Genomic DNA, 25795 nt, shown 5'->3' on the forward strand with positions numbered 1-25795 from the left:
GAGACGGTGACCACTGCGAAGGTGCGCCCACCGGTGTGCACCGGCACCGGCCCGATCGCGTCGCTGACCGCGGCCGAGGCCGCGTGCCCAATCGGCAGCGCAGTGCGATATCCGTGTGTGACCACCCTGATCGATTCGCATACGATGTCGCGCTGACGCATCTTCTTGGCCAACCGCTCCATGTCAATCGACGCACCGGAGATGGTGCCCGCCGACGAGACAGTGGTCAACGCAAAGCTCTGTCCCGGCGACACGTCCACCCATACACGCATCGCCGCGCCATCCCACACCCACCCAGCACCTTTGTGCGACCCATACTGGCCAAACACAATCGCTGTGCTGCCATCGCGCCGAATCCGGTTCCACTGCCACAAGGTGGCTCCGCGGTAGGTCACCACCACCGACAGAGCCGCACAAACCGCGACAGTCGCAATGATCAGAAACGGCACCTTGGAAACGTGCCCCAACGACATCACCGGAACCAACAGGATGACCGCACAGATAGCGAGACTTTGGGCCTTCCAACGAATCCCGAGCAGACTTCCGTACATCACCGATCCCCCTCATCGCCACGCAAACCCGCACGCAAGTACCCGTAAAGCCCCATACACAGCGCCACCAACAGCCCGACACCGAGCATGGACAACCCGACCACTTTCGCCTTATCCGCCGCCACCGGTATGACCGGTTCAGGCGCGGCAAAAGAATCCGGCACGGCCCTGGCGCGCTGCGCGCCGGCCTCCACAACCCCCGTCAATGCACGTACCGCGTCGACGTGGCCACTGCCGAAGACAGGATCCATCGTGCTGGCGGTACGACGCGTCGAGTTGACGATGATCTCGCTGACTTGCCGGGCGCTCAACGACGGATCAGCCTGCCGTATCAACGCGGCCAGGCCCGCAACGAGCGCCGAAGCGAACGACGTCCCCGACAGTGGGTTGGTGCCGTCCCTTGTGAGCTCGGCGTTCACCAGCCCGCCTTTCTCCCGGCCTTCAGGGTCGAGCGAGATGATGTTGATCGCCGGGGCTGTGACGTCAACCCAGGGGCCCCACAGCGTGTTGACGTACTGGTCGCCCTCCAGCGTCGATCCGCCCACGCTAAGCACGAAGTCTTCGACGATCGACGGGATGGACCAGGTGGCCAGCGAGTCCCAACCGCCACCAGAATCAGGCAGGTCCGGCCGTGGGTTCTGTTCGCAGTCCTCGGACCCAACATTGCCCGCGGGTGTCACGAGCACTACATCTTTCTCGACGGCCGCGTAGCGCATGGCCCCCCGCAGAGCGGCCATCTCCTCAATCTGCGTTCCGGCCGGAACACACGCCGTTATCGACATGTTGATGACCTGCACGTCCATATTCGCCAGGTGCACAATTGCTTTGGCGAGCAGATCCAATGATGAAGGCTCCGGATCGTAGTAGTTTGCTTTGCGGTACGCACCCGAGGTCTGGCGCACAGTCACGATCTCAGCGTCAGGTGCGACCCCCACGAACGAGTCCGTGTCTGACGGCGCCCCGGCTATCAAGCCCGCCACCAGCGTTCCATGGTGGTCGCAGTCAAAAGTTCCGTCGCTGTCTCCGATGTAGTCACCGCCAGGCTGCAAACGCGGCAACCGTATGTTCGGGTTGACTCCAGAGTCGATCACCCCGACACGGATTCCAGCACCCGTGGCGTACTTGTGCAGTTCATGCACATCGAAAACCCCTTTGCTCATCGCCGGAATCGTGGAGAACTGCGAGTCCGGCAACACAGCGGACGTCGCGCAGGTCACGGTCTGGCGCATCGGAACGGGTTTGCCGTCCACCGCCGACATCGGCGGACCGTCCGCCGGCACTGGATCCGAAGGTTCCCAGACCCCGGGGTGAGCTGGCGCGGCGTGCCCCAGCGCAGGGCTCAACACAGCCGCCGGCGCCGCGACGAGCAACACCGCAACCGCACAGGCCGCCGCACGCACTGCACGCACCGATCGATTCACTGCCCCAGCCCGCCCTCACGCCCCGATGTTGAGTTGCCGGATCCGCGTGTATCCGTCAACGAGGAAATAGAGCAGCACGATCGGCGGAATATAGAGCGCAGCTTCGAACAGCAACAGCTTGCGACGCACTGTCTCCGACATCTCGGGCGCCTGCCGCCAGGTGCGCGCACCGTAGATGAACATCAGCGCCGCCGTGGCGGCCAACGCACCGCCCATCATGATCGCAGTGGTGTGTTCCGACAGCAGCAACCCAACGACGCAGGCAAACCAGGACATCAGCCCCGCAGACATCACAGTCGTGCGCAGACCCTGGTCGACAGCCCAAGTGCCGAACAGATACAGCAGCACCGTGACCGTCGCAACGTAGGCGATCTGCAGCCACATGTGACCGCTGTCAACGAGCACGATCGACGCGAACCCCGAGAATGCCACCAAGATCGAAGAGCCACCGGCCACCGCAACCATCAGGTTGTGCATGGTGATCGCGCGAGCTTCCTGGTTGACCTCACTGGTAAGGCTTTGTCCCGACGATGCAGAGCGAGCCATTTCCACCACGTCCATAGCCCGTGTGAGCCGTAGACGCTCCCCCGGCGCCGGCATACCCGGCAACTTGACCCGCGCTCCCGACATCGCAGTCTTATCGCAGAAGTACACCGACACCGCGGCCAACAACATGATCTCCGACGCGACGATGTTGCCGCTCTCGGTCCATAGCAGGTTCACCAGCACCACAACCGTCACCACAGCGGCGGGCACCCCCACCCCATAGTGCAGCCACAGTGGATCGCGGATCGCTCCGGCCAGCAACAACGCGGCCAGGATCACGCAGACCGCCCCTGAGGCAATGTGCCACCGACCCGGCGCGCCGGGAACAATCAGGACACCGACGGTGAACGCACACACGTACGCGGTTATCGAGTAAGACAACAGGATCGACACCACGTTGCCGCGGGACAGGTTCTTCAGCGCGGCCATGATGAACACCGCCAGAATCAGCATTGCCCCTGCTGCGCCGACGAGAGGCCAACGCAGGTAGTCCTTCTCGCCGTACAGCACGCCGACCATCCCCACGCTCGCTGCCACCGCAGCGACCAACGGTGAGGCGACGCCATAGAACCGCTGTGCGGACTCGCTGGTCCACCGCGAGAAGAACTTTTCCTGTGTCGAGGCGACGGCGCCGGCCGGGTTCGACGTGAACTCCGGGTAGTACTCGTTACGGTCGGTCGAGGTCAAGACCAGGCTGTCGCCATCGAGGACCTTCATGCTCGCCAACGTCGCATCGGGAGGGAATGGCCTGCCGATCTCCGGTGTCAGCATCAGTTCCGCAGTGGGCTGCGCCAAGAACGGCAGCGCATACCCTTTTTTGTTGACGAAGTAGTCGGCAACCGAGTAGGCCAGCGACTTCACTGGCCGATTCAGCGGCAGCGAGACATCGACAACGATATCGCCCGCGTCGACGCTGACCAGAACCTTGTCTTTCTCCGCGGCTGCCATCAGTCGTCCAGATCCGCAGGCTTGATCTTCGAAACCACCGGCTTGAGCTTCTGCTTGCTACGCGGTGTCGAGAATCCCATCGCAGCAAGCAATTTGCGGGACACCAACCCTGAGGCGACCACCTTGTCGATGGCTTCGCCGTATCGCGCCCCGGCGGCAAACAGATCTCTACTCGCTGCTTCCACACGTTCGGTCAGACGTGCTTGCGCTTCGCTGATCTCAGCGTCCACGCGCCGCTGCACGTCGCGGACCTCGGTAAGGGCACGGCGGGTCACGTCATCGATCTCGGTCTGCACTTCATGCTCCACTCCCGCGAAGCGTTGCGCGGCCTCGTGCGCGGCCTGCTTACGTTCGTTGAGCTCCGCCGAGATCCGAGCGAGGTAGTCAGAGGCCTCTTCGACACTCGTCGGTGCCGGCGTACCTGCCTCGCTCCCAGCCCGTTCGCCGATCTCTGCAGCGTTATCCAATTCGGTATCAGTCATTCTGGTCGTCCAATCCTCTATACGGTCAGGCGGGCAACGGTGGCCGCAGCGATCGTGACGTACCGCTTGCGGGTGTCCTTGTCGACGAGCGTGTAGTCCACGGGACCGCCTTCGGCCAGGTGCTCGTCGTAGCGGGTGTACAGAACGCGCTTGAGTCCGGCTGCCGCGCCGCGATCATCACCGCGCTCGAAGAGCGGCTCTAGCTTCTTCTCGTCGATCAACGGATCAGCAGGACTGCGGTGATTGACCACAACCACCATTGAGGCCACCAAGTCGGGACGCCGCATCGGCCCCCGGATCGCATTGATGAGGCTCTGCGAGAGTTCCACCGAGTCTCGTTCAGGGGTCGTCACCAGCACGATGCTGTGCAGTCCGGCCAACAGCGGCTCGAACAGCGTGGTGTCGCGGTGCGGCATGTCGATCAGCCGCAGCGGACCTTCCTTGGGGAACTTGTTGAGAACCTCGACGAACTCACTCGGCGTCATTCTCTCGTCGTCAGTGTCGTTCGGATTTCCAATGACCATGAGGCCCTGCGGTGTTCGGGTGAACATCGACCCGAAGTGCTCGCCGCTGGCCGGGTTCCAGCGGTGCAGTGTCCGCGTCGACTTCGGTGAGTTCGTCCCCGATGCATCCAGCGTCCGCCGAAGCAGGCTTCCCCCGTAGTCGGCGTCGATCGCATACACCGGTTCACGCCGCTGATCGGTCAGCGTGTTGCCCACCATCTGCAGTACAGACGATGACCCCACGCCGCCCTTGGCGTGCAGCACTCCCACATACTTGATCGTCGGCACCGGCGCCTGAATGGAGCGGCGCTCCGCCTCGTATGCTTCCTCAGCCGCCGTCGGAGGCAACCTGGTACCCAGAAGCCGGTTGATCCTGCCACGGGCGCCGGTGGTGGCCTGTGGACGCCGCGCAACCCCGAACTCCAGGCCACGCGAGGAGGTCACCTCCGAATCGGCATCCCAGGACAAATCCGCGCCATTGCGCTGGGCGAACGCCGCTCCGTTGCGGTGCCGCCCTGGGCCAACCGGCTGCGGCGCCGACGGGCCAGAACCACCCAGTTCGGGCGAGCCCCACCGCTGTCCCCCAACACTGCCCTCGGCGGACTGCCGCAGTGGCGGCGCTTGCCGCGCAGGAACCGGCTGCTGAGGCCCTGGTGGCTGTTGAGGCGGCGGCTGATTCGACGGCGGGTTCTGGGACGTCCGATACAGCGCCCGATAGTCAACCTTGTCGGACATGACCCTCTCCTAACGAATTTCGACTCGGAATGCATCCTCCCGTGTCCCGCACCCCCATGGGCGGACACGCCGCAACGCTTATATCCGTGAACCCATCACATACTCGCCCTCAGCTGGATCAACGACATTGCGAGTTCCGTTGTTGTACATGAACACCCGCAAACCAGGATCATCATCAGCCGCGACCGGGACAGTGTTGTTCCCACTGGCCGCGAGCACATACCGCGCGCGGTCCCGTTTCGCAGCCGCCACCGCCGCGTCACGCGCGGCAGCCCGCCCCGTACGCACGACACCCGACTCCGAGGTGACACCGGATTCACGCACCCGCGACGGCGAAGGACTGTAGGAACGCACCATCGGTGCGATCACCTCATCCGCTGCGGCCTCGCCCTCGGCCGCGTCCCCAGATCCCGCACCGAGCGCGCCGAATGCGGCCGCACTTCGTTCCCGCACTCGCCGAGCGTTGTCGTCCGCGGTTTCGGTGAGCACCTGGCCGTCGCGGGAAACCCCACGCTGCTCGGCCGCCGGTGCCTGTGGGCCCTCAGCGGACGTAGGTTCCAATCGGTGCGGGCCCAGCCCTCCGAACACGACCGGACTGGAGACGTCCACGCTGGCGGCAGGTGCCGGCGTTTGCTTGCCCGCCTCGGCGTCTGGTCGCCTCTGGTCGTCGAGTTGTTGGCTGGCCTCGCTGGCTGGTCCCGCTTCCGGCGGACCTGAGTCCGCAGCGATCACCTCAGTGCGACCGGCTGAGGGCGCGGCTGGCTTTGGAGCCGGCGGCCACGTGACGGTGTGGGTGGTCTGCTGTCGGGCTGTGCCTACGGCGATCACGTCGATCGCGCCATCGACTGTTTCGCGGTCTTGTTCACTCAACCTGGGCACCGCCGATGCCTCTCCTTCTGCGTGTGCGCTGCCACCGCGCAGCCGGGTCTCCACGGCCGCCGCACCGGCCGCCAGGACCGCCGCGCCGGGGAACATCGACGCTGCTGCCGCTACCCGAGATGTGAGGCCTGCGACGTTGGCTGCTGTCTCGCGTTGCCGCGCATAGGCTTCGCTACCGAACATGGCCCGAGGCGCCACCACACGATTGATCACCGATCCTTGGTTGCCGTGCACGGCGCCCGTCTTGCGCAGTAGCCCACCGACGGCCTGCCGCGACACGAAGAACAGCAACACGATAAAGACGGTGTAGAGAATCACCGAGAACGTCGGATCACCATCGGTGAGTTCGTTGACGATGGCGATCACCAACGCGGGCCCGACGATCGCGAATATGTTCACCACCGCTGCCGCGCCCGTGTGCCCGGCCGCCACCATCACCTTGCGGCCCGGGACCGTGATGGCTTTCGCATCGAACAGCGACTTGCCCAGGTAGTACAGCAGCGACACCCACGACCAGGCGGCCATCGTCGCGTGGTAGAGGTACATCGCGAACAGGGCCAGCCCGTACATCAGCAGCACGAAGAAGAAGACACCCAGCGTGATAGCGGCTGCCAGGGCACCGGAGGGTGCCTCCGCGAGCGCGGGCGCACACGCCGGCGCATTTCCCCGGCTCATCGCACGAGAGAACTCGTGGACACACTCGCCGTCCAAGAGCCGCCCGTACATCAGGGATTGCGTCACTGGACGGACCACCGAGTCCATGAGGTAGCCGGCCACCCCGGCCCGGGAGCCATCGGTGTGGCCGGACCCAGTCGAGCCCTCGCCCACGAAGTCGACGACCAAATTTGGGATCGAAGTCAGCGCCTGGTCCATCAGGTAGAACGGGTTGCGCAGTAGCCACGAGAACGCCACCGCCACCACCACCGCAACCGCGATCCGGTTGCGGTCCTGCCCGAGGTCGCGAATATTTCTGCGCCGGTCGATCATTGACCACACCACGTAGATCATCAGCGCCAACGACATCACCGCGGCAGGCGGAACGATCTCGAAGAGCCGTCCGAACACACTTCGGTAGACGTCACCGAGAGCAGTGAGCACCGTGTTCGTCGACGACATCAGGGACAGAACCCCGAGCGCAGCACTGGCCAACCAGGTGTCGGCCTGGTTGTACACGACCATCACCGTGGCGTTGGTGGCTGAGCGCACGACTTTGAAACTCAGCAGCTCGGCGTAGAACACCCGGTACCGCGACAACGGTGTGCCATCGGAGTCTTGGAAGTCGAAGAACACGACGCGCCCTCTATCGCTGCCCTGCAGGCGTTTTGAGGTTCGCAGCGTTCGCGTCTGCCGCGTCGTAGCGTTGCATGCGAGCCGAGTCGGTGTCGGCTTTCTGCGCTCTGACCGCGATCACTTCGTTGAGCGACTTGATCCGCAGCTTCATCCCTCTCGTGGAGAAGTACCCCTCGCCTTCTCGGCCCCGGATCGGCTTGCGCTTGCGGTTCGGGTCCGGATCCAGAGGTGATGTGTCGGCCAGCAGCCGCTCAAGTAGCCGATCGGTGACCGGATAGTCAGCCCATTCGAATGCCGCGGTAGCGTTGACTGCAGTTTCCTGACGGTAGACCAGTTTGGTGTTGATCCGGCGGTAGTGCCGCTTGCTCAGCTCCTCGGTGAGCTGCGAGAACGCGTAGACCGCCTTGTTGAACTTTCGGCCCTCCTGATCGGGAGTCGCGATCAGATCCGACAACACATCCTGGTCGTCGTAGGAGGCCAGCTCATCGGCAAAGAACCTCGCCGGCCCCGGCATCTGGTCGAAGAAGTACTTCGTGATCCGGGCGACGGCAGTGTTCACCATGTACGTGTACCGCTCTTCGATGTCGAAATCCGCTCGCGCCTTCCCCGGCCGCGGCAACCGCAGGCCGCGCACCATGAACACGATGTTGCGCGCCTCGGGACTGAACACCCGGCCCGCGGCCAAGTCATCGGCGGTCGGAATCATGCACCGCAGCATCGGCGTGTTCAGCGCTTCCCGCGCCAGCGGCTGCAGGTCCTTCCACTCAAACTTGCTTCCCTGAACGATGTGGGTCAACACATCCCGCGACGTCCGGAGCCCGAAGTCGCGGCGATAGCTGCCTTGCGCGATCCGCGTCAGCTCCGAGGAAGCCGTGGTGCCAGGCCGCACTGAGAACAGCAGCGAGAACCACTCAATGAATGCACGCGCCGCGGTATCGGGGTCCTCGGCGAACACCAGGAGCGGATCACAGTAGGTATTGCCCCGCAGAAAGTCGACGATCTGATACGAGTCGTAGGCGGTGACGGCGACGGCCCATTCGCCTTGGGGGTCAAGGATGAACGCCGGGATCTTGAAGTCGTTGAGCCACGACAGGATCAGCTTGCCGGTGTGGGACTTACTGGAGCCCTGGGCGCCGGAGAACATCATCGACGCGTTGCCCCGCGTGGTCCCAGTAAGCACATCAAGATGAACGAACTTGCGCAGCGCGTTCTCGTCGGTGCGGAAGATTGGTGGTCCCATGCCATCGCCGGCAGCGATCCGCCGCACCGGCATGAAGCCGGCCAACCTGAACGCAGTGGTCGGCTTCTGCAGCGAACGGATCGTCGCGGTCTGCGGTGTGCACGGGAACATCGATTTGAACAGCGTCAGCTGCGCCCCAGGCACCGTCCGGACGACGAAACCACGCGCTCTGGCCTCTTTGGCGGTGGCGGAAACTTTGTCGTTGAGGTCGTTGAGGTCTGCGGATCCGAACGCGACCAACACCGTGACGCGCAAGCCACACGGGTCTTGCTCGTCATGCAAGGCGTTGGAGACATAGGACGCCAGTTCCTCGCGTTGCGCCTGATACAGGCTCGCGCGGATCTCGGTTCGCGAGTTCGCGATGTCGTAGACATTGATTTCGTCGAGTCGTTCCTCCAAGTTCTCGACGTCAGTATCTTCGGGCGCGGGCTGCACGTGGATCATGAAATCGCCGTCTGCGCCGCCGAGTTCGTTGACGATCTCGGTAAGGCCGTTCACTGTCGGGGTCAGCTTCCGCGGGAACTGCGTGAACGCGAGCACCTGCTGATACGACACCGTGCCATCGGGTGCCTCTGGCTGACGTGCCGCCGGCGGCATCACAGCCAACGCACCCCCAGCCCTCAATGTCTTGAAGTTTGTCCTGAACGATCGCTTGTACTGCTTGACCCGGTCCTCGAACTCGTCCTTGGGCAGCACCGCCCTCATATCGGCGAGAAACTGTGCATACAGCGCCCGGCTATCAGCAGCGTCGTCAACGATCATCGGCTCAAAGGAACGGCCCCCGGTGACGTACCCCGCGTACGGCTGCCGATCAAGAGAAGGATCCGTCGGAAGATCGAACACCGGCACGTCGATACCACGCAGCCGGTTCCGTTCGTACACCCACGTCAGGTCACTAGGCACAGTGCGCCACGGCATCATCGCCGCCGGGATCGCCGCTTCCACCGCCGCTCGAAACTCCAACACCTCCCGGTCTTTGACGTGCTCATGAGGGTTGGACTCGAAGAACCGCGACGCCAGACGATCGAAGAAGCTCACTGCGGTCCGCATCCGAACCGTCAACCAGAACACCCGGTCAATCTCAGCGTCACCGGACTGCTCCATGTCGCGCCGGAACACCTCCAGGTGGCGCCGCAACTCCGCATACTCGGCAGCCCCGTAATTCCTGAGCCCTTCGCCATCGACAATGCGATTCATGACGCACTGCGCCGATGTGCGGGTCTTGAACCCACCCAGCGTGAATTCCGGCGGATCCAGCGCAGCAATATCTGCGAACAGATCAGCGTTGAGCTGCTGGCACGCCGTTTGCATCGTCAGGTCGTAGGGGCTGAACATCGGCCCCAACAGCAGGTAGTTGAGATATACGCCGCCATCGTCGGTGTACACCACGTTCTCAGTTCGCCGAACGATCCGCGTTGGGTAGTCAGCCACGAGAAGTCAATCCTCCACAGTCGTATCGAGATTCGTCCACGTCCGGTTCCGCGCACCGGTGATGAGCGACCTGACGATCAGGGGCTCCGACAGTGTGTGATGCCGGTCTACTGCATGCAGCCAAAACGCCACCCACATGGTGACCATCAGCGACACCACCGCGATGCAGGCCGCCGTGATCGCCCCGATAGCCCCGGGCACGAGCAACCCGACAACGACAGCCGATGTCACACCTGCCCCCAGAACCGACAGGCTCACGCTGCCAAAACGCACACCGAGCAGAACCAACTCAACGGTGAACGTGTGTGTCCCGTTCCAAATCCGCGCTCGCACAGCTGAACTCCTCCGCAGCGTCGATTAGAAGGGGAGAAAATCCGACAGGAATGTGTTCGAGAACCCAAAAACATTCGGGATCTTCAAGCACAACAAGCCCAAGACCGAGCCGCACGCCATAATTCCCAGAATCTCTGGCATTGCCTGCTTGAACTTGCCCTTCTTCTCTCGGAAGGAATCGAACGAGTACCACATAGCCAGGCCCATCACACAGGTCGCAAGAACCGACGCCGCCACAGCAACGAGGTTCCCGATGACGTTGCTCGACGTCCCATCGTTGATACGCGCGGCAACGAACTGGGTCACCGCCGCATCGACGACCAACATTTCTAGACCCATCAGCAATCTCCATCCCGCAGTCCCGAAACCGGCATGCCCGGCGCACTGCACTGATCATCACCGCCGCAACGACTTCGTAGTTGCGACACACCCCCACCACTTGACGACTGCCTCCGCACCTATGCGCCCACAGGGCCACAACGACGCGCGCCACGAAACCGCCATCAGCGAGCACCCCGTATACGCCAAAGACCAGTTCAACCGGGCTCCCACTACGCCGGCCACACACATTGTTCCGCAACGATCCGCACCACAGAAGACGCAACAACCGCCACCCCAGGCACTGGCACGAAGCACTCCCCCGCACCGACAACAACTTTCGCTACGCGGCCGACCATGACTGCGAAATCTACCCGCGTCATGGGTTGCCGGCGGCGCGGGAACAGGCGCCTTCAATCAGCCGCGCATACGACTTGCCCCACCGATCGACTCGCTGCTCAGACCGCTCGATACCGGCGGAAAACCACCCTCAAAGAACCCACTCCGTGCGCTCCAGTCCGCCATGAACCATCAGGCTGGCACGGCGCATCGGCACCAGCTGTCCGGCGAACTAGTCGCATCCCGCCCGACTGCTCCCCCGCGCTCCGCGCACACGAAACTTCCTGCCCAAGCGTCGATCCGGACGTTCATCCGACCGCGTCCTCCACGATCCCCAGCGACTCTTCCACCGCCCCCTGCGTAGCAGCGACGATCTTCTTCAAGATCTCGTGCGCCTGGGTTTGCGCGTACTGCTCGGACCGATTCCGCAGTTCCCGGAAGAACGCAATGTGTTCCTCAGTGAACGTGATCGCGTACTTGTCGATGTTGTCGGAAACGAACTGTTTGCGGTCATCGGAGTATCCATACGTCAGCAACGCGACACCGTTGATCATCGCATGCGCCTGCTGCACCGGATTCCTCGTCGCGTGCTCCGGGGCCGTGTAGTGGTTGAGATCCACCACAGTGAACGGATCGAACGTGTACGTACCACCGTGCCCCGCAATGTGATTCGAGTTCGCGACGATCCCAACCGTGGCATCTGGATCCGGGTGGGAAAGCACGATCGTCGAATGCACCTCATCAAACCCGGGAACGTTACCGATGTAATACGTCGCCTCCGGCGAGGTCACCGACAACGCCGAAGTACGCGCATACTTCGCAGCCACACGGGTCAGCCGAAACCACCCCGGATACACACTTCGATGCATCCGCACGTGCGTCGACTTCTCTGCCAACACCCACATCCCCAACTCGGGAAGATCACTATTGATCCACACCGTGGAGTCATACGGCAAGAACCCTTTGAGGTGCATCTCCACAACCCTGCTCAACGACTCGCCCAGAGCCACGTGTGCCAGCGGCGAATTCGCATCGGCCCGCACGTAAATGATCATGCCGCGGCCCCCTTCCTGAGGTACGTGCCCGCACATTCGGCAACGTCGTCGCACTGACCATGGCGACCGGTGTCGTCAATCGTGTAGAGCCTGTCGTGGTCGGAAGTGTAGCCACCTTCGTGGCGTCATAGGCCGCGACACGGCACCCAATCTGGCGGTCTAAAACACCAGGCAGCGACCAATTTCACTGGGATCATCGCGATTAGCCATGAGGACGCAGTACCCGCGATCCGTGGCGCAAGTCGTTGCGCGCATAACGGAACCTTCAGGAATCGCCGCGGCCGCCAGAAGCGGCCACCCACAGCTAACCTGACCGAGCGCACCGGGTGATCGAGCCGCCTACCACCGCGCACGCGAATCAGCACAGGTCACTGCCCGACGGTCCACAACCGGGCATCGAGCAAGCTCATCCGCCCGGCCGACTTGCTTTCGGCCCACTCACCCGTGGTAGGTCTAGCTTGTGTCTTCGACCATCCGGGCGACGGGAACAGCCCACGCGAGTAAATCCGTCACGCCCGCCCAAGAAGTCACAATCACCACGCAACGCGCGGCCGCGCGCATCGCAGGCGTCAGCGCGACGACCATCGGCGGCTGGCTGCGACGCGGACTCCTCGGACCAAAACCGTGGACCGCCCGCGAGATCCTCAAGGCCAGATCGCTTGCCCCATCCCGCGGAATCCTCAGCCCCCACGGCACGACCTCACGGTGGCGAGTCGGATGCGACTGCCCCCGGTGCACTCACGCCCACGCCGCGGAAGCACGGCACCTCCGACAGCTCGGAAACCCAGTCTGCTGGGACCTCATCGAGATGAGTCTCCTCGATGCCCTCGCCAACGGAACGTCTTACCGGCAAGCCCTCGATGACGCCGGCGTCACCGCCCAGGCATTCTCCCAGAAGCGCCGCCGCGATCCCGCGTTCGGCCGAGCCGCCAATGCTGCCCTGATGGCCGGCCGGAATCCGAACTTGCACCACGGCCGCGACAGCGCATGGAAAGCGGGCTGCCGCTGCCCGGACTGCACGGACTACCACGGCCGGACTCGTAAACCGAAGGCGTAAGCCTCCCCCAGGCCCATAGCCCGCATTTCGTACCGTGACGCAACAGTGCCTGCAGGCAGGCTTTGCCGCAGATATGTTCGCGGCGCGCGACACGCCCACAACAACTCGCTGACCACCAGTCACTCGGATACGGGCGGCCGTACGCGCAGCGCGACGCTACTTCGTTGGCCGCACAGGATGCACCCGCAACAGCGCCTCATCGATCCCGCGATCTGAGGATGCCACCGTCTTCACCTCCGACACCGAGGCGCCGAACACTTCGGCTGCAACCTTGGCCGCCTGCACCCCGTCGCCCCGAGAGAACAGCTTCAACGTCCGCCCGTCGTCTTGAACATGAACGTCCCAGCTGTCGGCCCAGAACTCGGTATACACACCGTCTTTCTCCACCACCAGCCGCGTCACGTCAACCAGGGCAACACGCGCATCCCTCGACCGTGCTCCCGCAATTCCACTGCGCTCCAAAGTAATTACCTTCGTTTCAGGATCCGGGCTGCACCGATGCCACAGAGGTGCCGTGGTTGGCGGTAGGCAGTGGAGTTCCCTGGCTCGGCCCTGCCGGCGCACCCGAACCATGAGCCGCGCTCTGCGTACCGACACGAGTCGTGTCCGCAGCCACCTCCGGCGTCGACTCCGCTTCGCTGTCACTCAGCGGCACAGACGCGCCCCGGCTTGCCTCGTCGTCGAGGGGAGTGCCCTGGCTACCGCCCGGCACCGACACCTCAGCGCCTACCCCGTCGACGGCCGACTCGTTCTCGTCCCCGGCCTCAGCCGACTCGGCACTGGCATCTTCAGCCGCGCCAGACGATCCCGCGCCCGACCCCGCGGACACACCGGAACTCGGCGCCGACCGCGCCGGCGCCGGCGGCGGCTGAACCCACACCGCGAGATCGGTACCACCTGCGCTGTACACCACGCTCTCCGGCGCTTCACCGGTCACATCGAAATACACCTTGCCCGTGGCCTTTTCACCCTGCCCCAGAACCGACGGATTCACACCCTCCGGCGTCGCGGCACCCCACAACACGCGATAGGTCTGCCCATTGCGCGCCCGGGCGTTGAAGTTCGGCACCATCGGGACCACCGAACCCTGCACCGCAGTATCCGTCGCAGCCGCCTCCCACAGCGTGCCGACCACCCGATGCGGAATGGCGTCCTCGCTCGGCCTGAGACCACTGATCGTCCACTCCTGAACAACGCTGCCGTTGACAATCTCTGCGGCACTACCGAAGTGATGAATCGTCGAATCCTCAGCACTAGCGACCGGGGCCACCGCCACGCCGACAACAGCGCCGCCAGCCAGCGCGACCAAAACTTTCCCGAAGGGCGTCATCACAATTCAACTTTCGCTCGCAGCCAACTCCTGCCCACAGACGGCCTCCGCCTGCCGCCGAGCGCTGTCCACTCGGCGGCATCATCATCACCGGACCCACACCGCCACGGTTACGACACGCCGCCATCAATTGACCGCTGCAGGTCGGGTGGCCTCAGCGCCCCTCGACGCCCGCCGTCGGAACACACGACCGCCCACGCGCCGGCCCGTAGGTCACATCACCGCACTGCTGGCACGCCCACGTAGTGTGCCGAACCCCGCACAAGCACGCCGTCGTGCCAACGAGCACCTGGCTGCCACCAAGCCGGTGGCCCTGCGCGCATTGTCTCGGAGCAACCAGCACCCACCTGCCTCCGCGCCGCTCAAGATCACCAACGCTCGACGAAGCCGACAGCAAACGCGCTCCTTCCCCAGCCAGATTCGTTACCGCCAATCGTAGGCGCGCCTCGCTGCGCGGCGGTCCTGGCGTCCCTGCCTCCCCAGACGTTTGCACAAAGCCGATTGTGGCGCTATCAACTCGCCGCGGCCGCAGGCACCCTCGCCATCGGGGCACCCATCCCCCGCTGCACCGGCGAGAAAGTGGTGCTTCACCTCATCTTGCGCAACGCCGCCATCGCCGCCGGCTGCCCGACCGATCGGATTCACGACTGGCCCGAGGATCCGACCAGTGGCGGCGATGGCCGGGGCGACCTCCTGGACACTTCTTGGCATCATCAACGGTTGCCGCGCTATAGTGGCGATTGAGCTGGTGCATTGCGGTGTCATCAGAAGTGGACCCCAGGAGTTCCTGCCGGAAGACAGGGCCTGGGGTTCCGCGTTTTTTCAGGGCTGGATTTCGAGCATAGTCACTCTGGATTGGATCAGTGCGTAATTTCCGGGGGCGCCACAGCGGAGCTGGGTGACAGCCCCGCAGCATGAATCCGCGACCCAGAGTATCGGCTCGGCAGGGCCGCCGACGTGGTCAAGGTGTAGCCGGCCGCCGAGCGCATGCTTTCGGCGCAGGTTGTCGAGAGTCTGGTGGTCTTTTTTGTCGTCTTTGCGGCCGCGCGATTCGATGATCGCTTGTTCGACGCCCATGGCGACCAGTTCAGGCAGTAGGCGTTCCATGCACAGTCGGCGCTGCCGCTCGGGATGGTCAGTGATGGTGGCCTCGGAGCGCACCACGACTAGGTGCTCGACGTCGAGGTCGGCGATTCTGGTTGCGATTGCGTGCTGTCGTTTGGCGTCTGTTGACCGTCTCTGCTCATGACGACCACGGGGATTGGATTCGTCATCGGCGGTGACGACCGGGGGTTGGTCTTGCGGGGTTCATCGGCACCGTCAGCGCGACGACGAACGTGGCCGCCGCTGCTCGAAGCTGTTGGCCGGGGTCGTGGTGGGCGACACGGTGACGGCGACCTGGTGGTCGTCAACGACAGTGACGGCGGCCGGGCGAGACCGGTTGAGACCAACACGAATTGAGCACTCCCGCCGATCGGTGTGGTAGGCAACCCTGGTGATCGATGACGACAACCCGGCTATGCTGTGATCGTTGCCCGCACCGCGGAGCTGGCCGAGGAGTACCTCGACGCCGACACGATGATCTGCTCCCAGTGTCGCGGCCGGCTGATCCGGTGGGGATACGGCCGAACGCGCACGATCCGCTCCCACGGGCGCACCACGGTCACGGTGCGCCCGCGCCGGGTGCGCTGCACCGACTGTCACAACACCCATATCGTCTTGCCAGCCGCGTTCACGGCGCGGCGCGCCGACACCACGGCAGTCATCGGAGAAGCCCTGTCGCACAAGGCGAATGGGATCGGATACAGGCGTATCGCAGAGTTACTGGACCGCCCCGCTGCTACGGTGCGGCGCTGGCTGGCCCGGGCAACCCCGCATCATCTGCGCTGGATGTGGCAACAAGGCGTGTCTCGGCTGATCATGGTCAACCGCAAGGCGTACAGCGGGCTGGCGTTCAGCGCTGACGGCGTTCGTAACGCCCTGCTGGCGCTGTGCGCGGCCGCGTACTGGGACCGCCACCGGTTCGGCTTCCCGGAGTCGCCATGGACACTGATCGGCATCTACACCCGCGGCAGGCTCCTGGCACCGCCCCGCTGAACCAGCCACGTCACGACCCCGCTGTCCGCGCCCCGACCGGCGGCGGTAATCCACCGATGCCCGGCGCCCCTCGGGCCGTTTCTCGTCACCACCGGTGACGAGCCACTGACATCACCATGCCCACGATCCCGTCACCACGCCGATCACCCCGTCACCATGACGACCAACCGCCGAAAACACGTCGTCAAAATCAATGACGCTGTCATCGTCATCCTCAGCGACGGCGAACACGCGTCTTCGTTGCGCCAATGCAGCTTGCGATGACCGGATTCTTGGGCGCAAGCCTCGGACTTTAGCCTCGATCCACTGATGAATTGGCTGGTCAGTGAGTGTCGGAACGAGGAAAGTGCCCCTTGAGCTGGGATGATTGGTGTTCTCTAGGCATCAATCAGACCGGTTCAGAAAGGCACTTCCAGTGCAAGTGTCCCATAGGTTCGCCGTGTCCTCGGCAGTGTTCGACGATGCCCATCTCGTGTCGTGCGCTGGGCTTGTGCCGGTGATGACCTTGGCGGAGCAGTGCGGACTGACGGCGCTGCTGGAACGCAAGGTTCGGTTCACCTGCGAGCGGATCAAATCTGGTGCGGCCAATCCGTCACCCAAGCTGAGCACGCTGATCGCCGGGATGTGCGCCGGTGCAGACAGCATCGATGACCTCGACATCGTGCGCTGCGGCGGGATGAAAACGCTCTTCGACAGTGTGTATGCGCCATCCACGATCGGAACTTTGCTGCGGGAGTTCACCTTCGGTCACGCTCGCCAACTCGATGGTGTGCTGGGAGAACACCTGGGCGCACTCTGCGAGCGAGTGCCACTGCTGCCCGGTGCTCACGAACGGGCATACATCGACATCGACTCGCTGCTGCGCCCGGTCTATGGTCACGCCAAACAGGGCGCTTCCTACGGACACACCAAGATCGCCGGGAAACAGATCTTGCGCAAAGGTCTCTCACCGTTGGTGACCACCCTGAGCACCGACCACGGCGCTCCGGTGATCACCGGAGCCCGACTGCGGGCCGGAAAGACCAACTCTGGCAAGGGCGCAGCGAGCATGATCGCTGCGGCCGTGGCGACCGCCCGCGGGGCCGGAGTCAGTGGCCAGATCCTGGTCCGCGGCGACTCCGCCTACGGCACCAGCACCGTGGCCGCGGCCGCCCGCCGCGCCGGAGCCCGGTTCTCGCTGGTGCTGAACAAAACAACAACCGTGGCTGCGGCGATCGAGTCGATCCCCGAGAACGCCTGGACCCCCGTGTCCTACCCGGGTGCGGTCCGCGACCCCGACACCGGTGTCTGGATCTCCGATGCCGAAGTCGCCGAAATCGGCTACACCGCCTTCAGTTCCACCGAAACCCCGATCACCGCCCGCCTGATCGTGCGCCGCGTCAAAGACGCCCGCTACCCCGACGCGTTGTTCCCGGTGTGGCGGTATCACCCGTTCTTCACCGACTCCGACGAACCCATCGATGCCGCTGATATCACTCACCGCCGCCACGCGATCATCGAGACCGTGTTCTCAGATCTGATCGACGGACCCCTGGCCCACATGCCCTCAGGACACTTCGCCGCGAACTCAGCATGGATCCTGTGCGCGGCTATCGCCCACAACCTGCTGCGCGCCGCCGGCGTACTCGCCGGAGGAACCCACGCGGTGGCCCGCGGGGCCACCTTGCGCCGCACAATCGTCAACGTCGCGGCCCGGCTGGCCCGGCCCCAACGCCGACCGATCTTGCACCTACCAACACATTGGCCGTGGACAGACCAGTGGCTGGCACTGTGGCGCAACACCATCGGCTACAGCCCACCAGCAGCCACCCCCGCCTGACCACCGCCGAGAGGCCCGACCAGAAAACCACAGGAAAAGCTGGACAGACCAGCGACTACCTCGTGCTCACACCCCTGCAGACCGAAAAACAGCCACAACAGACACATCAACCACTTCAGTCCACGGATCGAGGTTTAGTCCGGGGCGAGCCCGTCCTGTTTGTCGCCGGGCGTAGCCCGGCGGTCAGAGCGGTCGGGCTTGGCCGTCGATGTATTGCTTGATGATCGATAGTGGTGCGCCGCCGCAGGAGACGGCGAAATAGGACGGCGACCAGAGGTGCCCGCGCATTCGCGCACGGACACACGCGCCGGTGAATTCGCGGCGCACGGCGTACGCGGTGCGGCCTTTGAGGCGCTGGACCAGAGTCGAGATCGCCAGCGTGGGCGGGTAGGCGGCGATCAGGTGCACGTGGTCAGCTTCGCCATTGAACTCGACCAGATCGGCGCCGAGCTCGTCGCACACGCCGCGCATGGTGTGTTCGGTGAAGGTGAGCATGTCATCGGTGAACACCGCACGGCGGTATTTGGTCACGAACACCAGGTGGGCGTGCAGCAGCGACACCCTGTGTCGGGCGCAGCGATAGGCCGGTGTTGTCATAGGTGCGCCTTACAGTCGTGGGTATGCAGATGCGCTATCGGTACCGCATCGAACCGACACCCGGCCAGCAGGCGATGCTGGCGCGGGTGTTCGGCTGCTGCCGGGTGGTGTTCAACGACGCGCTGCGGATCCGGGATGAGGCGTATCGGGCCGGGGTGAAGCTGTCCGACAGCGAGATTCAGCGCCGGGTGATCACCGCCGCCAAGACGACCGAGGAACGGGGCTGGCTGGCTGAGGTGCCCAGTGTCGCGTTGGTGCAGTCGGTCAACGATTCCCGGCGGGCGTGGCGTAATTTCTTCGACTCGACCAGCGGGAAACGCAAGGGCCGCAGGGTGGGGCGCCCACGGTTCAAATCCCGCAAGGACCATCGCCAGTCGTTTCGGCTCACCCGCAACGGCTTCTCGATCCGCGACAACGGCCGGCTCTTTGTGGCCAAGGTCGGAGAGGTTGCGGTGCGCTGGTCGCGCGAGCTGCCGTCGACGCCCTCTTCGGTCACGATCATCCGGGAACCGGACGGGCACTTCTACGCCAGCTTCGTCGTCGACGTCGCGGCCGCACCGCTGCCGGTTGTCGACCGGGAGGCCGGCGTGGATGTCGGTGTCGCTCGGTTGGCCACGGTCGCGACCACCGACGGCCATCGGATCGATGTCGAGAATCCGAAGCATCTCGGGCACAAACTGCGTAAATTGCGTCGGTTGGAGCGGGAGAAGTCCCGCCGGCAGAAAGGATCAGCCAACAGGGCCAAGACGCGGCGCAAGGTCGCCATCGCGCACAACGAGGTTGCTCGTGCTCGGCGGGACTATCACCACAAGCAGGCTTTGGCGTTGGTTCGCGACAATCAAGTGATCCACGTCGAGGACCTCAACATCGCTGGGATGGTCCGCAATCGCCGGCTGGCACGTGCAATCAGTGATGCCGGGTGGGGCCAGTTCGTGCGGATCATCGGCGAGAAAGCCGACCACCACGGGCGCACCGTGCACACGGTGTCGCGGTGGTTGGCGTCGAGCAAAACCTGCTCCACCCCCGACTGTGATCATCGGCTCGACGATCTTCCGCTACAGATCCGCACGTGGACATGCCCGCAGTGCCAGGCGGTCCACGACCGCGACCACAACGCCGCCAAAGTCATTCTCGCTGCCGGGCGGGCAGAGAGACTAAACGCCTGTGGAGCCCATGTAAGACCGCAACCCGTTGCGGCAGTGGGCGATGAAACAGGAAGCACCCCAACAGCGGCGTGAGCCGCCAGCGGGAATCCCCGGACTTTCAGTCCGGGGAGCACGTCAACCTTTCCGATCAGCAAAGCGCGCATGGCCTCGCGAACTGACTCCACGTGCGCATGCTCGCAGATTGCAGCACTGAGGATGTAGGTGCCGGGGTCTGCCTGCTGGCTTGAGCCCGACTCATCAATCCAGGCCGCAAACGGCGTCACGCGGCGCTCCTCCGGAGGTAGCGATTGGCAGTGGCGGCAGTCCGCGCCGAATGATTCGATACCAGCCGGGCTGGCGTCCGCACGTCGAGCCACCGCCAGCCCGCGGTCCCTTTCCCACAGAGGCCGCGGCCGCCGTAATAGAGATTGACCCCGTCGATGTACATGCCTACTCACATGGGTGCCGACGCTAACGGTCCACCGTGCAGGGACGCCGGGATCACCGATCGTGGCGCACCCCTAATTTCGCCGCGCTGTGCGTTGAACATCCAAGGCCGGACGGGTCGACACCACGGCTTCACAGGCTTGAGCGCCAGATGACAATGCCGGCCAGCTCGGCGACGAGGGCGTGACCGATGTCGGCCAGACCGGCGGTGCTGCCGGTCTGATGGATCCCATAGGCGCACACCTGACGCGCTCGCCGGGGCCCGCCGCGCTACGTTTCCCATCATCGAAAGCGCCTCACTGCGCGGCCGGGCGCTTGGAGATCAAACACGTGGGCCAGATCCGGTGGATACCATCTCGGGATGGACGAGCTGACCGAGTTGGTGGGCGAGGTCGGCGAGGACCGACGCCCACGCATCGCGCAGGCTGCAAAAGCACTCGCTGAAGCCATCCGCGCCGAAGCTGACACTCTAGGCACCGCCGCGATCGCCTACGGCAATCAGAACGCCGTCCCGGTCCTGGCGTCTCTGCCCCCACAGACGTTTACGCAGAGCCGCTTCTGGCGCTACCAACTTGCCACGGCCGCGGACAACCTCGCCGCCGATACCGACACCATCGGGGCTCCCATCCCCCGCTGCACCGGCGAAGAGATGATGCTCCACCTCATCTTGCGCAACGCCGCCATCGCCTCCGGCTGCCCGCCCGATCGGATTCACGACTGGCCCGAGGATCCAACCAGTTGCGACGATGGCTGGGGCGACCTCTACGAATACCTCTTCGAAGATCACGACGTGCTGATGCTCTACGAAGCCGCCAGCCACGACATGAACGGTCTCGGTGCTCTCAACATGGAACCCGGACAATGGTTCTCTGAGTTCATCCCCGCTGTACCAGTCCCCGACCGACCCGCCTCAGCCACCCCAGGCCACAAGGCCGGTGGCACCCACGACTGAGCTGGCGCCGAAATCGAGATCGGCGTCATCGCTAAGGAGCGCACACCGATCCGACCCAGGTCGGGTCTTAGCTGATCTTGAAGCAGCGCGTTGCGTCCCAGGATTCCTGCCCGAGCGGATTCTCCCTCATTGAAGGCACCACGCGAAGCGCCGATCCGGGCGAGCCAAGGGCGTAGTCGGACGGAACTTCGTGGTTGCGCTCCCAGTTGATCCGGTCAATGGCGGCCAATGCACGTTGCCGCGCGGCAGCGCGCTCCGCCGCGGAGTCGTAGCAGTGGACTCCGGCGCTGAGTAGCTGGTCTAGGGTGGCGTCCCGGTCGGTCGGCGCTGCTTCAGAGTCGGGCCAGATCGAGGTGACTAAGACCAGGATTAGGGCGAGCGCAGCAGTCCCGGCGATCGCCCAAGTGAGTTGCGTGGAGTCCCGATCCAGCCCCTCGATTCTCGTCTCCGCTGCGTGCAGTCGATCCTCAACGCTCAACTGTTCCTCTGCCACTTCCCCAGACTCGGTGCTCATACCTGGGACTCTATGGGGCCCAGGTCAAATGCGAGGCGGCACACCGAGCGAAAGTTCAGCGCTTCTACGAATCTCCGACAATGCGCGATCAACGGCTGCAGATTTGCTGACTGCTCCGCTGCTGACACGGCCGACTGCCGGCAACACTTCTGCGTCGACCTCCTCTGTGCACGCCTCAACGGCGTCACAAATCCCGTCGTCCCGTTCGAACGTAGGCATTGCTATACCACCAGTGATCGTCGATTCGTAGCATTGGCTGTGCCCCCCTTCATTTTCCTAGTCGTTGCAGTTATCGTGGCATATGAGGTTGTGGCATTCGTTGTGGGCTCGCGTCTCGCCATGCAACGCGGCACTCTGGTTGAAAACACAGTGTTCAAACTAGCTTTTTTACAAGCACAACACTCTGCGCTGCCCCACTGCCGGGAACCCTGTTCGTTGTGGTGCCCGTTGCGCATGTTTTCGACATAGAGGGCAGCGGCTCACCGGCGCAAGAACGTGGCCCTGCCCCCAGTCCGTATCGCCTGTTTGCAGTTAGCCAGACACAATGGCCCAACCGTCATGAGCCTTCGCCACCCGACGCTTCCACCACTTCGGCACCTGAACACAGCCTGCGTCCCACGTTCCGCCCTCCCAACCACCTGACCATGTTCGCTCCCCAGCGCGAACTGAGGTCGTAGCAAGCCGCAGCAATAGCCGAACCACGCCCCGATTGTCAGCGACGGACGGCGTAGCGGCCATTACGAATCAGCGGCGCTCCAGAGGGACTGAGGAATGAACGTTTGAGATCAGCAACAGGCCAGCCGAGAAGGTGTGACAGCGGCACCAAGGCCAGCAGACTCAGCACAGGATCCGGCGCCGCAGCAACCGGTCGACCGTCACTCTGAGTGAGAGTGCGGTAGCCGCGCACCATCTCACTGAGCCGGTAACCAGCCGCGAGATCCGCCGCGGTGTAGCGAAGTTCGAGAAACGGAAGATCCAAGTCTTCACGAATGTCGTCTGCAAACAAGCCGACCAAGTACTGCCCCAACACGGCGACCTCAGCAACGAACAACAGCAACTGTTCAGCGTCGCCGTCAAAACTCTGCGTCAGTTCAAAGCGGTCTGACCCGCGCCGGCGAACGAAATAGCGCGTGGGTGCGCCGACCTCGGAACGGAACTGCAGATCACCATTTTCGGCGCTCACGGGGACATAGCGCGCAACGCGCGACCAGCCCAGGACGTCAGCACTCAGCATCGGCGAGCCTCAGCGGCCGTCAGCGTTGGCGGATGATTTCGATGTTGGCGGTGAGTCCGTCGGCAGTGGTGGTGACTTGACCGATGCTGTATCCACCGGCGGAGAACATGCCGTTGAGACGTTTGCGACGAATGTTGATTTCGGCGGCAAGGTCTTTGGGGCGCGTGACGGTGACGGTTTCCCATCGGACGTGTTCGAAGCGGCCACCGGTGGCGGTTGTCGTCGGTGGTGCGGCAGCTGGCGGCGTTGAGGGCGTGAAGAACTTGTAAGCGATGACCGCGAGGATCGCGAGGACGACGAGAGCTTCCATGGGGCATGTGCTTTCTAGTTTGGTGCGCAGCCGCAGACTTGGAGGTTGAGAGTTTCGAGGAGCGGCGCGATCCAGAAGAACTCTGTGGTCTCGTCTCCGGAGTCAACGCTTGAAGTCAGGCCAATGATATCGACGGTTCCGTCGTTGTTCTTGCGGTAGAGGGCTGATCCAGAATCACCTTCGATCGCGCGTACCTTCGCGGTGATCGTGTACTTCGACGCGACTTGGATGGGGCCGCAGGTCTCGCCTGTGCGCATGCCGTACTTGCAGACCTCGGTGCCGTATGGGAGGTCGGCGCGGTCGGTGACGACGCCGCGCACCGGGTAGACGGCGGCGATCTTGAACGACGAGATCGGTGTGCGGTCCTGGATCTCGATCACTCCGGCATCGGTGTAGAGCGGCAGCTCGTCTCCCCGTCCGACAGTGTCGCCATCCGTGTCGCGGGAGGCGATGTAGGTGCCCAGCGGGCGAGCGACGTCGGGGCTGTTCGCCTCGGTGTAAAGCACGGTCTGTCCTTTGGTGTCGCTGTGGTCGCAGTGGCCGGCTGTCAGTGCGTAGAGCCGGTGGGTGTCCGGGTCACCGGCGATGACCCCCAACGTGCACGCGTAGTAATCGTCTTCACCGATCTGGGCGATGGTGGCGCCGGGTGCGATGCCTCCGGGGAATGACGTCCATTCCGAGTCTTGGGCACCCGCGGTCGCCGGCGGGGGTGCGATCACCGCCGCGACGAAGATCGCCGCGGCTCCGAGGACTGCTCTACCACTTCTCATCGTCTCGGGGTTCCCCTGGGTACTGCGCCGGCGCGAAGCCAATCGGGCGCGGCGGTGGCGGTGGCGGCACGTTCATCAGCACTGGCGCGGCGGCCGGAATATCGGGCAGTACGGGCGATTCCGGATCATCGCTACTCGCCGCGCGGGCATGGCGCTCATCGGGCAGTAGCTCGGCCAGCGCGGCGCTGCTGTCGACGTATTCTTCGGCGATCGGGTCATCGTCGCGCAGGATGTGCGACACAAACGCCTTGTCCCGGGCTTCCTCGCCGGTGAGGATCCGCTCGGAAGCGCGGTCGCGTTTGGGCTGTGGCATGGCGGTGCGCGCGCCGGCTCCATTGCCGCCCATGCCGCCACCCAGGGGCATGCCGCCCATGCCGCCCATCATTCCGGTCGGCGCGGAGGGCCCCATTTTCAGAGGCGCTGCGCCTGATGACGGTGATGTCGACGCGGTGCGTCCTGAGATCTGGGCGGGGTCGACGCGGCCGCCCGTGACGCTGGGGTTGCCGGCAGTGCCCACCGGGGCGGCTACCAGGCCGCCGCCGGCCAGCGATGTTCCGTCAGTGCGTTCGTCGCGTCGCCGCGGCGGCTGCGGCGACGTTCCTGCGAGGGAGCCGCCACCGGGGCTGAATGCGGCTGGCGCCATGGCCGGTCCCCCGCCGCCGGCGGCTGCGGGGCCCGCAACCGGTGCTTGCGGGGCCATCGCGGCGGGCTGCATTGGGGCACCTGCCATCGGGCCCTGGCCGGCGGCCGGCGCGGTGGCCGGCGCTGCGGGGGCGTCGGCGGACGTGCGGGTGCGCGGCGGCAGCCCATCAGCACCGGCACGGGCCTCCGGCTCCGGGCGCTCATCGTCAGTGATACCACTCCGACCGCCACCGACACCTACCGGCGTTTTCTCCAGGGGGACGATTTCGGGCACTGACTTGTATGCGGCTGACGACCGCTCCAACGCCGACTGCACCTCCGGGTCCGCCGCAGTCCCCACCCGAATCGGTGGCGCCGCATCCTTCGCCGCTTCCCCGATCGTGCGCAGGCCATCAGCCATCTTCAACATCCGGCCGCGCAGCTTGTTGATCCGCTCCTCTGCCTGCACGATCGTTGCCCCCGACCCGACGTCGGACGGGAACTCGATCAGCTCGGTGTCATGCTCCAACTGCGCAGCCAGATCAATGCAGAACTGGTGCTTTTCGTCATTGATCAGGGCGTCACCGTCGTAGCGGACCGCGCCCGGGCCGCCGCGCGCCAGCGAGCCCAGAACGTTGTCGTAATTGGTGGCCATGATCACCCCTACCTGCTGGAAGTTCCTTTGCTTGACGAGTCTATGTGTCGGCTTGGACACCAGCTTTTGCCAGCCGAGGAGCGCTTCAGGCCTCGTTTTGCCAGTCGAGCCAGGTGTTGGGGTGGCGGTCGAGGATCTTGGTGGCGAGCGCGAGGTACCAGCTGTGCTGTTTCGTT

General features: G+C 64.2%; 24 protein-coding genes. 6 read left to right on the forward strand and 18 right to left on the reverse strand.

Features of this window, described 5'->3' with window-relative positions; translation table 11 throughout:
- Positions 1-6 precede the first annotated feature (6 nt).
- On the forward strand, positions 7-156 hold the full coding sequence (locus ACNUDN_RS30050; protein WP_419125476.1) for a hypothetical protein: 150 nt from the start codon (positions 7-9) through the stop codon (positions 154-156).
- 394 nt (positions 157-550) lie between these two features.
- Here the strand turns inward: ACNUDN_RS30050 and mycP are convergent, their stop codons facing one another.
- The 9 genes from mycP to ACNUDN_RS30095 form a co-directional block, all read right to left on the reverse strand.
- Complete coding sequence (mycP, locus tag ACNUDN_RS30055; protein ID WP_419125477.1) at positions 551-1810, reverse strand: type VII secretion-associated serine protease mycosin; 1260 nt, start codon at positions 1808-1810, stop codon at positions 551-553.
- A gap of 177 nt (positions 1811-1987) precedes the next feature.
- Positions 1988-3466, reverse strand: coding sequence for a type VII secretion integral membrane protein EccD (eccD, locus tag ACNUDN_RS30060; protein WP_419125478.1), 1479 nt, complete (start codon positions 3464-3466; stop codon positions 1988-1990).
- Entirely contained in the window at positions 3466-3948 is a 483-nt protein-coding gene (locus ACNUDN_RS30065) for a hypothetical protein (RefSeq protein WP_419125479.1), read from the reverse strand. Before ACNUDN_RS30065 ends, eccD begins: the two co-directional genes overlap by 1 nt.
- Before the next feature lie 17 nt (positions 3949-3965).
- Positions 3966-5186 (reverse strand): CpaE/TadZ family protein, encoded by a 1221-nt coding sequence (locus ACNUDN_RS30070; protein ID WP_419125480.1) that lies wholly within the window; start codon positions 5184-5186, stop codon positions 3966-3968.
- Positions 5187-5264: 78 nt separating this feature from the next.
- Complete coding sequence (locus tag ACNUDN_RS30075) at positions 5265-7355, reverse strand: hypothetical protein (RefSeq protein WP_419125481.1); 2091 nt, start codon at positions 7353-7355, stop codon at positions 5265-5267.
- 10 nt (positions 7356-7365) lie between these two features.
- Positions 7366-9981 carry an ATP-binding protein gene (locus ACNUDN_RS30080; RefSeq protein ID WP_431961377.1) on the reverse strand — a complete coding sequence of 872 codons (2616 nt, stop codon included), beginning with the start codon at positions 9979-9981 and terminating at the stop codon, positions 7366-7368.
- Between the two features lie 51 nt (positions 9982-10032).
- Entirely contained in the window at positions 10033-10314 is a 282-nt protein-coding gene (locus ACNUDN_RS30085) for a hypothetical protein (RefSeq protein ID WP_419125483.1), read from the reverse strand.
- 69 nt (positions 10315-10383) lie between these two features.
- Positions 10384-10698: a hypothetical protein gene (locus tag ACNUDN_RS30090; protein WP_419125484.1), complete on the reverse strand. Its 315-nt coding sequence runs from the start codon at positions 10696-10698 to the stop codon at positions 10384-10386.
- A gap of 626 nt (positions 10699-11324) precedes the next feature.
- Entirely contained in the window at positions 11325-12071 is a 747-nt protein-coding gene (locus ACNUDN_RS30095) for a hypothetical protein (protein ID WP_419125485.1), read from the reverse strand.
- Between the two features lie 808 nt (positions 12072-12879).
- Here ACNUDN_RS30095 and ACNUDN_RS30100 point away from each other — a divergent pair.
- Positions 12880-13128, forward strand: coding sequence for a hypothetical protein (locus ACNUDN_RS30100; protein WP_419125486.1), 249 nt, complete (start codon positions 12880-12882; stop codon positions 13126-13128).
- A 156-nt stretch (positions 13129-13284) separates the two neighbouring features.
- Here ACNUDN_RS30100 and ACNUDN_RS30105 read toward each other — a convergent pair whose 3' ends face one another.
- The 3 genes from ACNUDN_RS30105 to ACNUDN_RS30115 all read right to left on the reverse strand — a co-directional run bounded on the left by ACNUDN_RS30105 (position 13285) and on the right by ACNUDN_RS30115 (position 15622).
- The gene (locus ACNUDN_RS30105) at positions 13285-13530 is read right to left on the reverse strand and encodes a hypothetical protein (protein ID WP_419125487.1); all 246 of its coding nucleotides are present in this window, start codon (positions 13528-13530) and stop codon (positions 13285-13287) included.
- Positions 13531-13606: 76 nt separating this feature from the next.
- Positions 13607-14458, reverse strand: a complete 852-nt coding sequence (locus ACNUDN_RS30110) for an MPT63 family protein (RefSeq protein WP_419125488.1) — start codon at positions 14456-14458, stop codon at positions 13607-13609.
- 822 nt (positions 14459-15280) lie between these two features.
- Complete coding sequence (locus tag ACNUDN_RS30115; RefSeq protein WP_419125489.1) at positions 15281-15622, reverse strand: hypothetical protein; 342 nt, start codon at positions 15620-15622, stop codon at positions 15281-15283.
- 360 nt (positions 15623-15982) lie between these two features.
- On the opposite strand from ACNUDN_RS30115, the gene ACNUDN_RS30120 reads away from it, so the two are divergent.
- Together ACNUDN_RS30120 and ACNUDN_RS30125 are read left to right on the forward strand one after the other, a co-directional pair.
- On the forward strand, positions 15983-16555 hold the full coding sequence (locus tag ACNUDN_RS30120) for a DUF6431 domain-containing protein (protein ID WP_419124378.1): 573 nt from the start codon (positions 15983-15985) through the stop codon (positions 16553-16555).
- A gap of 415 nt (positions 16556-16970) precedes the next feature.
- On the forward strand, positions 16971-18374 hold the full coding sequence (locus ACNUDN_RS30125) for an IS1380 family transposase (protein WP_419120488.1): 1404 nt from the start codon (positions 16971-16973) through the stop codon (positions 18372-18374).
- 183 nt (positions 18375-18557) lie between these two features.
- Here the strand turns inward: ACNUDN_RS30125 and tnpA are convergent, their stop codons facing one another.
- On the reverse strand, positions 18558-18971 hold the full coding sequence (gene tnpA, locus ACNUDN_RS30130) for an IS200/IS605 family transposase (protein WP_419125490.1): 414 nt from the start codon (positions 18969-18971) through the stop codon (positions 18558-18560).
- Positions 18972-18994: 23 nt separating this feature from the next.
- On the opposite strand from tnpA, the gene ACNUDN_RS30135 reads away from it, so the two are divergent.
- Positions 18995-20209 (forward strand): RNA-guided endonuclease InsQ/TnpB family protein, encoded by a 1215-nt coding sequence (locus ACNUDN_RS30135; RefSeq protein ID WP_419125491.1) that lies wholly within the window; start codon positions 18995-18997, stop codon positions 20207-20209.
- Between the two features lie 715 nt (positions 20210-20924).
- Positions 20925-21515 carry a hypothetical protein gene (locus tag ACNUDN_RS30140; RefSeq protein ID WP_419125492.1) on the forward strand — a complete coding sequence of 197 codons (591 nt, stop codon included), beginning with the start codon at positions 20925-20927 and terminating at the stop codon, positions 21513-21515.
- Between the two features lie 67 nt (positions 21516-21582).
- On the opposite strand, the gene ACNUDN_RS30145 is transcribed toward ACNUDN_RS30140, so the two are convergent.
- The 5 genes from ACNUDN_RS30145 to ACNUDN_RS30165 all read right to left on the reverse strand — a co-directional run bounded on the left by ACNUDN_RS30145 (position 21583) and on the right by ACNUDN_RS30165 (position 25619).
- Positions 21583-22029, reverse strand: coding sequence for a hypothetical protein (locus ACNUDN_RS30145; RefSeq protein WP_431961378.1), 447 nt, complete (start codon positions 22027-22029; stop codon positions 21583-21585).
- A gap of 712 nt (positions 22030-22741) precedes the next feature.
- On the reverse strand, positions 22742-23263 hold the full coding sequence (locus ACNUDN_RS30150) for an Imm61 family immunity protein (RefSeq protein ID WP_498450178.1): 522 nt from the start codon (positions 23261-23263) through the stop codon (positions 22742-22744).
- Between the two features lie 19 nt (positions 23264-23282).
- Positions 23283-23573 (reverse strand): hypothetical protein, encoded by a 291-nt coding sequence (locus ACNUDN_RS30155; protein ID WP_419125495.1) that lies wholly within the window; start codon positions 23571-23573, stop codon positions 23283-23285.
- Positions 23574-23587: 14 nt separating this feature from the next.
- Positions 23588-24343, reverse strand: coding sequence for a chymotrypsin family serine protease (locus tag ACNUDN_RS30160; RefSeq protein ID WP_419125496.1), 756 nt, complete (start codon positions 24341-24343; stop codon positions 23588-23590).
- Positions 24330-25619, reverse strand: a complete 1290-nt coding sequence (locus tag ACNUDN_RS30165) for a hypothetical protein (protein ID WP_431961379.1) — start codon at positions 25617-25619, stop codon at positions 24330-24332. Before ACNUDN_RS30165 ends, ACNUDN_RS30160 begins: the two co-directional genes overlap by 14 nt.
- Positions 25620-25795 lie beyond the last annotated feature (176 nt).

This window comes from Mycobacterium sp. smrl_JER01, assembly GCF_048513595.2.
Taxonomy (GTDB): Bacteria; Actinomycetota; Actinomycetes; order Mycobacteriales; family Mycobacteriaceae; genus Mycobacterium.

Excerpts from the sequence above, each read along its gene's own strand:
- mycP (WP_419125477.1), bottom strand. The coding sequence starts at position 1,810 with ATGTCGGCGGTGGACGGCAAACCCGTTCCGATGCGCCAGACCGTGACC.
- ACNUDN_RS30095 (WP_419125485.1), bottom strand. The coding sequence starts at position 12,071 with ATGATCATTTACGTGCGGGCCGATGCGAATTCGCCGCTGGCACACGTG.
- ACNUDN_RS30070 (WP_419125480.1), bottom strand. The coding sequence starts at position 5,186 with ATGTCCGACAAGGTTGACTATCGGGCGCTGTATCGGACGTCCCAGAAC.
- ACNUDN_RS30065 (WP_419125479.1), bottom strand. The coding sequence starts at position 3,948 with ATGACTGATACCGAATTGGATAACGCTGCAGAGATCGGCGAACGGGCT.
- ACNUDN_RS30100 (WP_419125486.1), top strand. The coding sequence starts at position 12,880 with ATGAGTCTCCTCGATGCCCTCGCCAACGGAACGTCTTACCGGCAAGCC.
- ACNUDN_RS30150 (WP_498450178.1), bottom strand. The coding sequence starts at position 23,263 with ATGCTGAGTGCTGACGTCCTGGGCTGGTCGCGCGTTGCGCGCTATGTC.
- ACNUDN_RS30160 (WP_419125496.1), bottom strand. The coding sequence starts at position 24,343 with ATGAGAAGTGGTAGAGCAGTCCTCGGAGCCGCGGCGATCTTCGTCGCG.
- ACNUDN_RS30155 (WP_419125495.1), bottom strand. The coding sequence starts at position 23,573 with ATGGAAGCTCTCGTCGTCCTCGCGATCCTCGCGGTCATCGCTTACAAG.
- ACNUDN_RS30110 (WP_419125488.1), bottom strand. The coding sequence starts at position 14,458 with ATGACGCCCTTCGGGAAAGTTTTGGTCGCGCTGGCTGGCGGCGCTGTT.
- tnpA (WP_419125490.1), bottom strand. The coding sequence starts at position 18,971 with ATGACAACACCGGCCTATCGCTGCGCCCGACACAGGGTGTCGCTGCTG.
- ACNUDN_RS30165 (WP_431961379.1), bottom strand. The coding sequence starts at position 25,619 with ATGGCCACCAATTACGACAACGTTCTGGGCTCGCTGGCGCGCGGCGGC.
- ACNUDN_RS30145 (WP_431961378.1), bottom strand. The coding sequence starts at position 22,029 with ATGAGCACCGAGTCTGGGGAAGTGGCAGAGGAACAGTTGAGCGTTGAG.
- ACNUDN_RS30090 (WP_419125484.1), bottom strand. The coding sequence starts at position 10,698 with ATGGGTCTAGAAATGTTGGTCGTCGATGCGGCGGTGACCCAGTTCGTT.
- ACNUDN_RS30135 (WP_419125491.1), top strand. The coding sequence starts at position 18,995 with ATGCAGATGCGCTATCGGTACCGCATCGAACCGACACCCGGCCAGCAG.
- eccD (WP_419125478.1), bottom strand. The coding sequence starts at position 3,466 with ATGGCAGCCGCGGAGAAAGACAAGGTTCTGGTCAGCGTCGACGCGGGC.
- ACNUDN_RS30140 (WP_419125492.1), top strand. The coding sequence starts at position 20,925 with ATGGACGAGCTGACCGAGTTGGTGGGCGAGGTCGGCGAGGACCGACGC.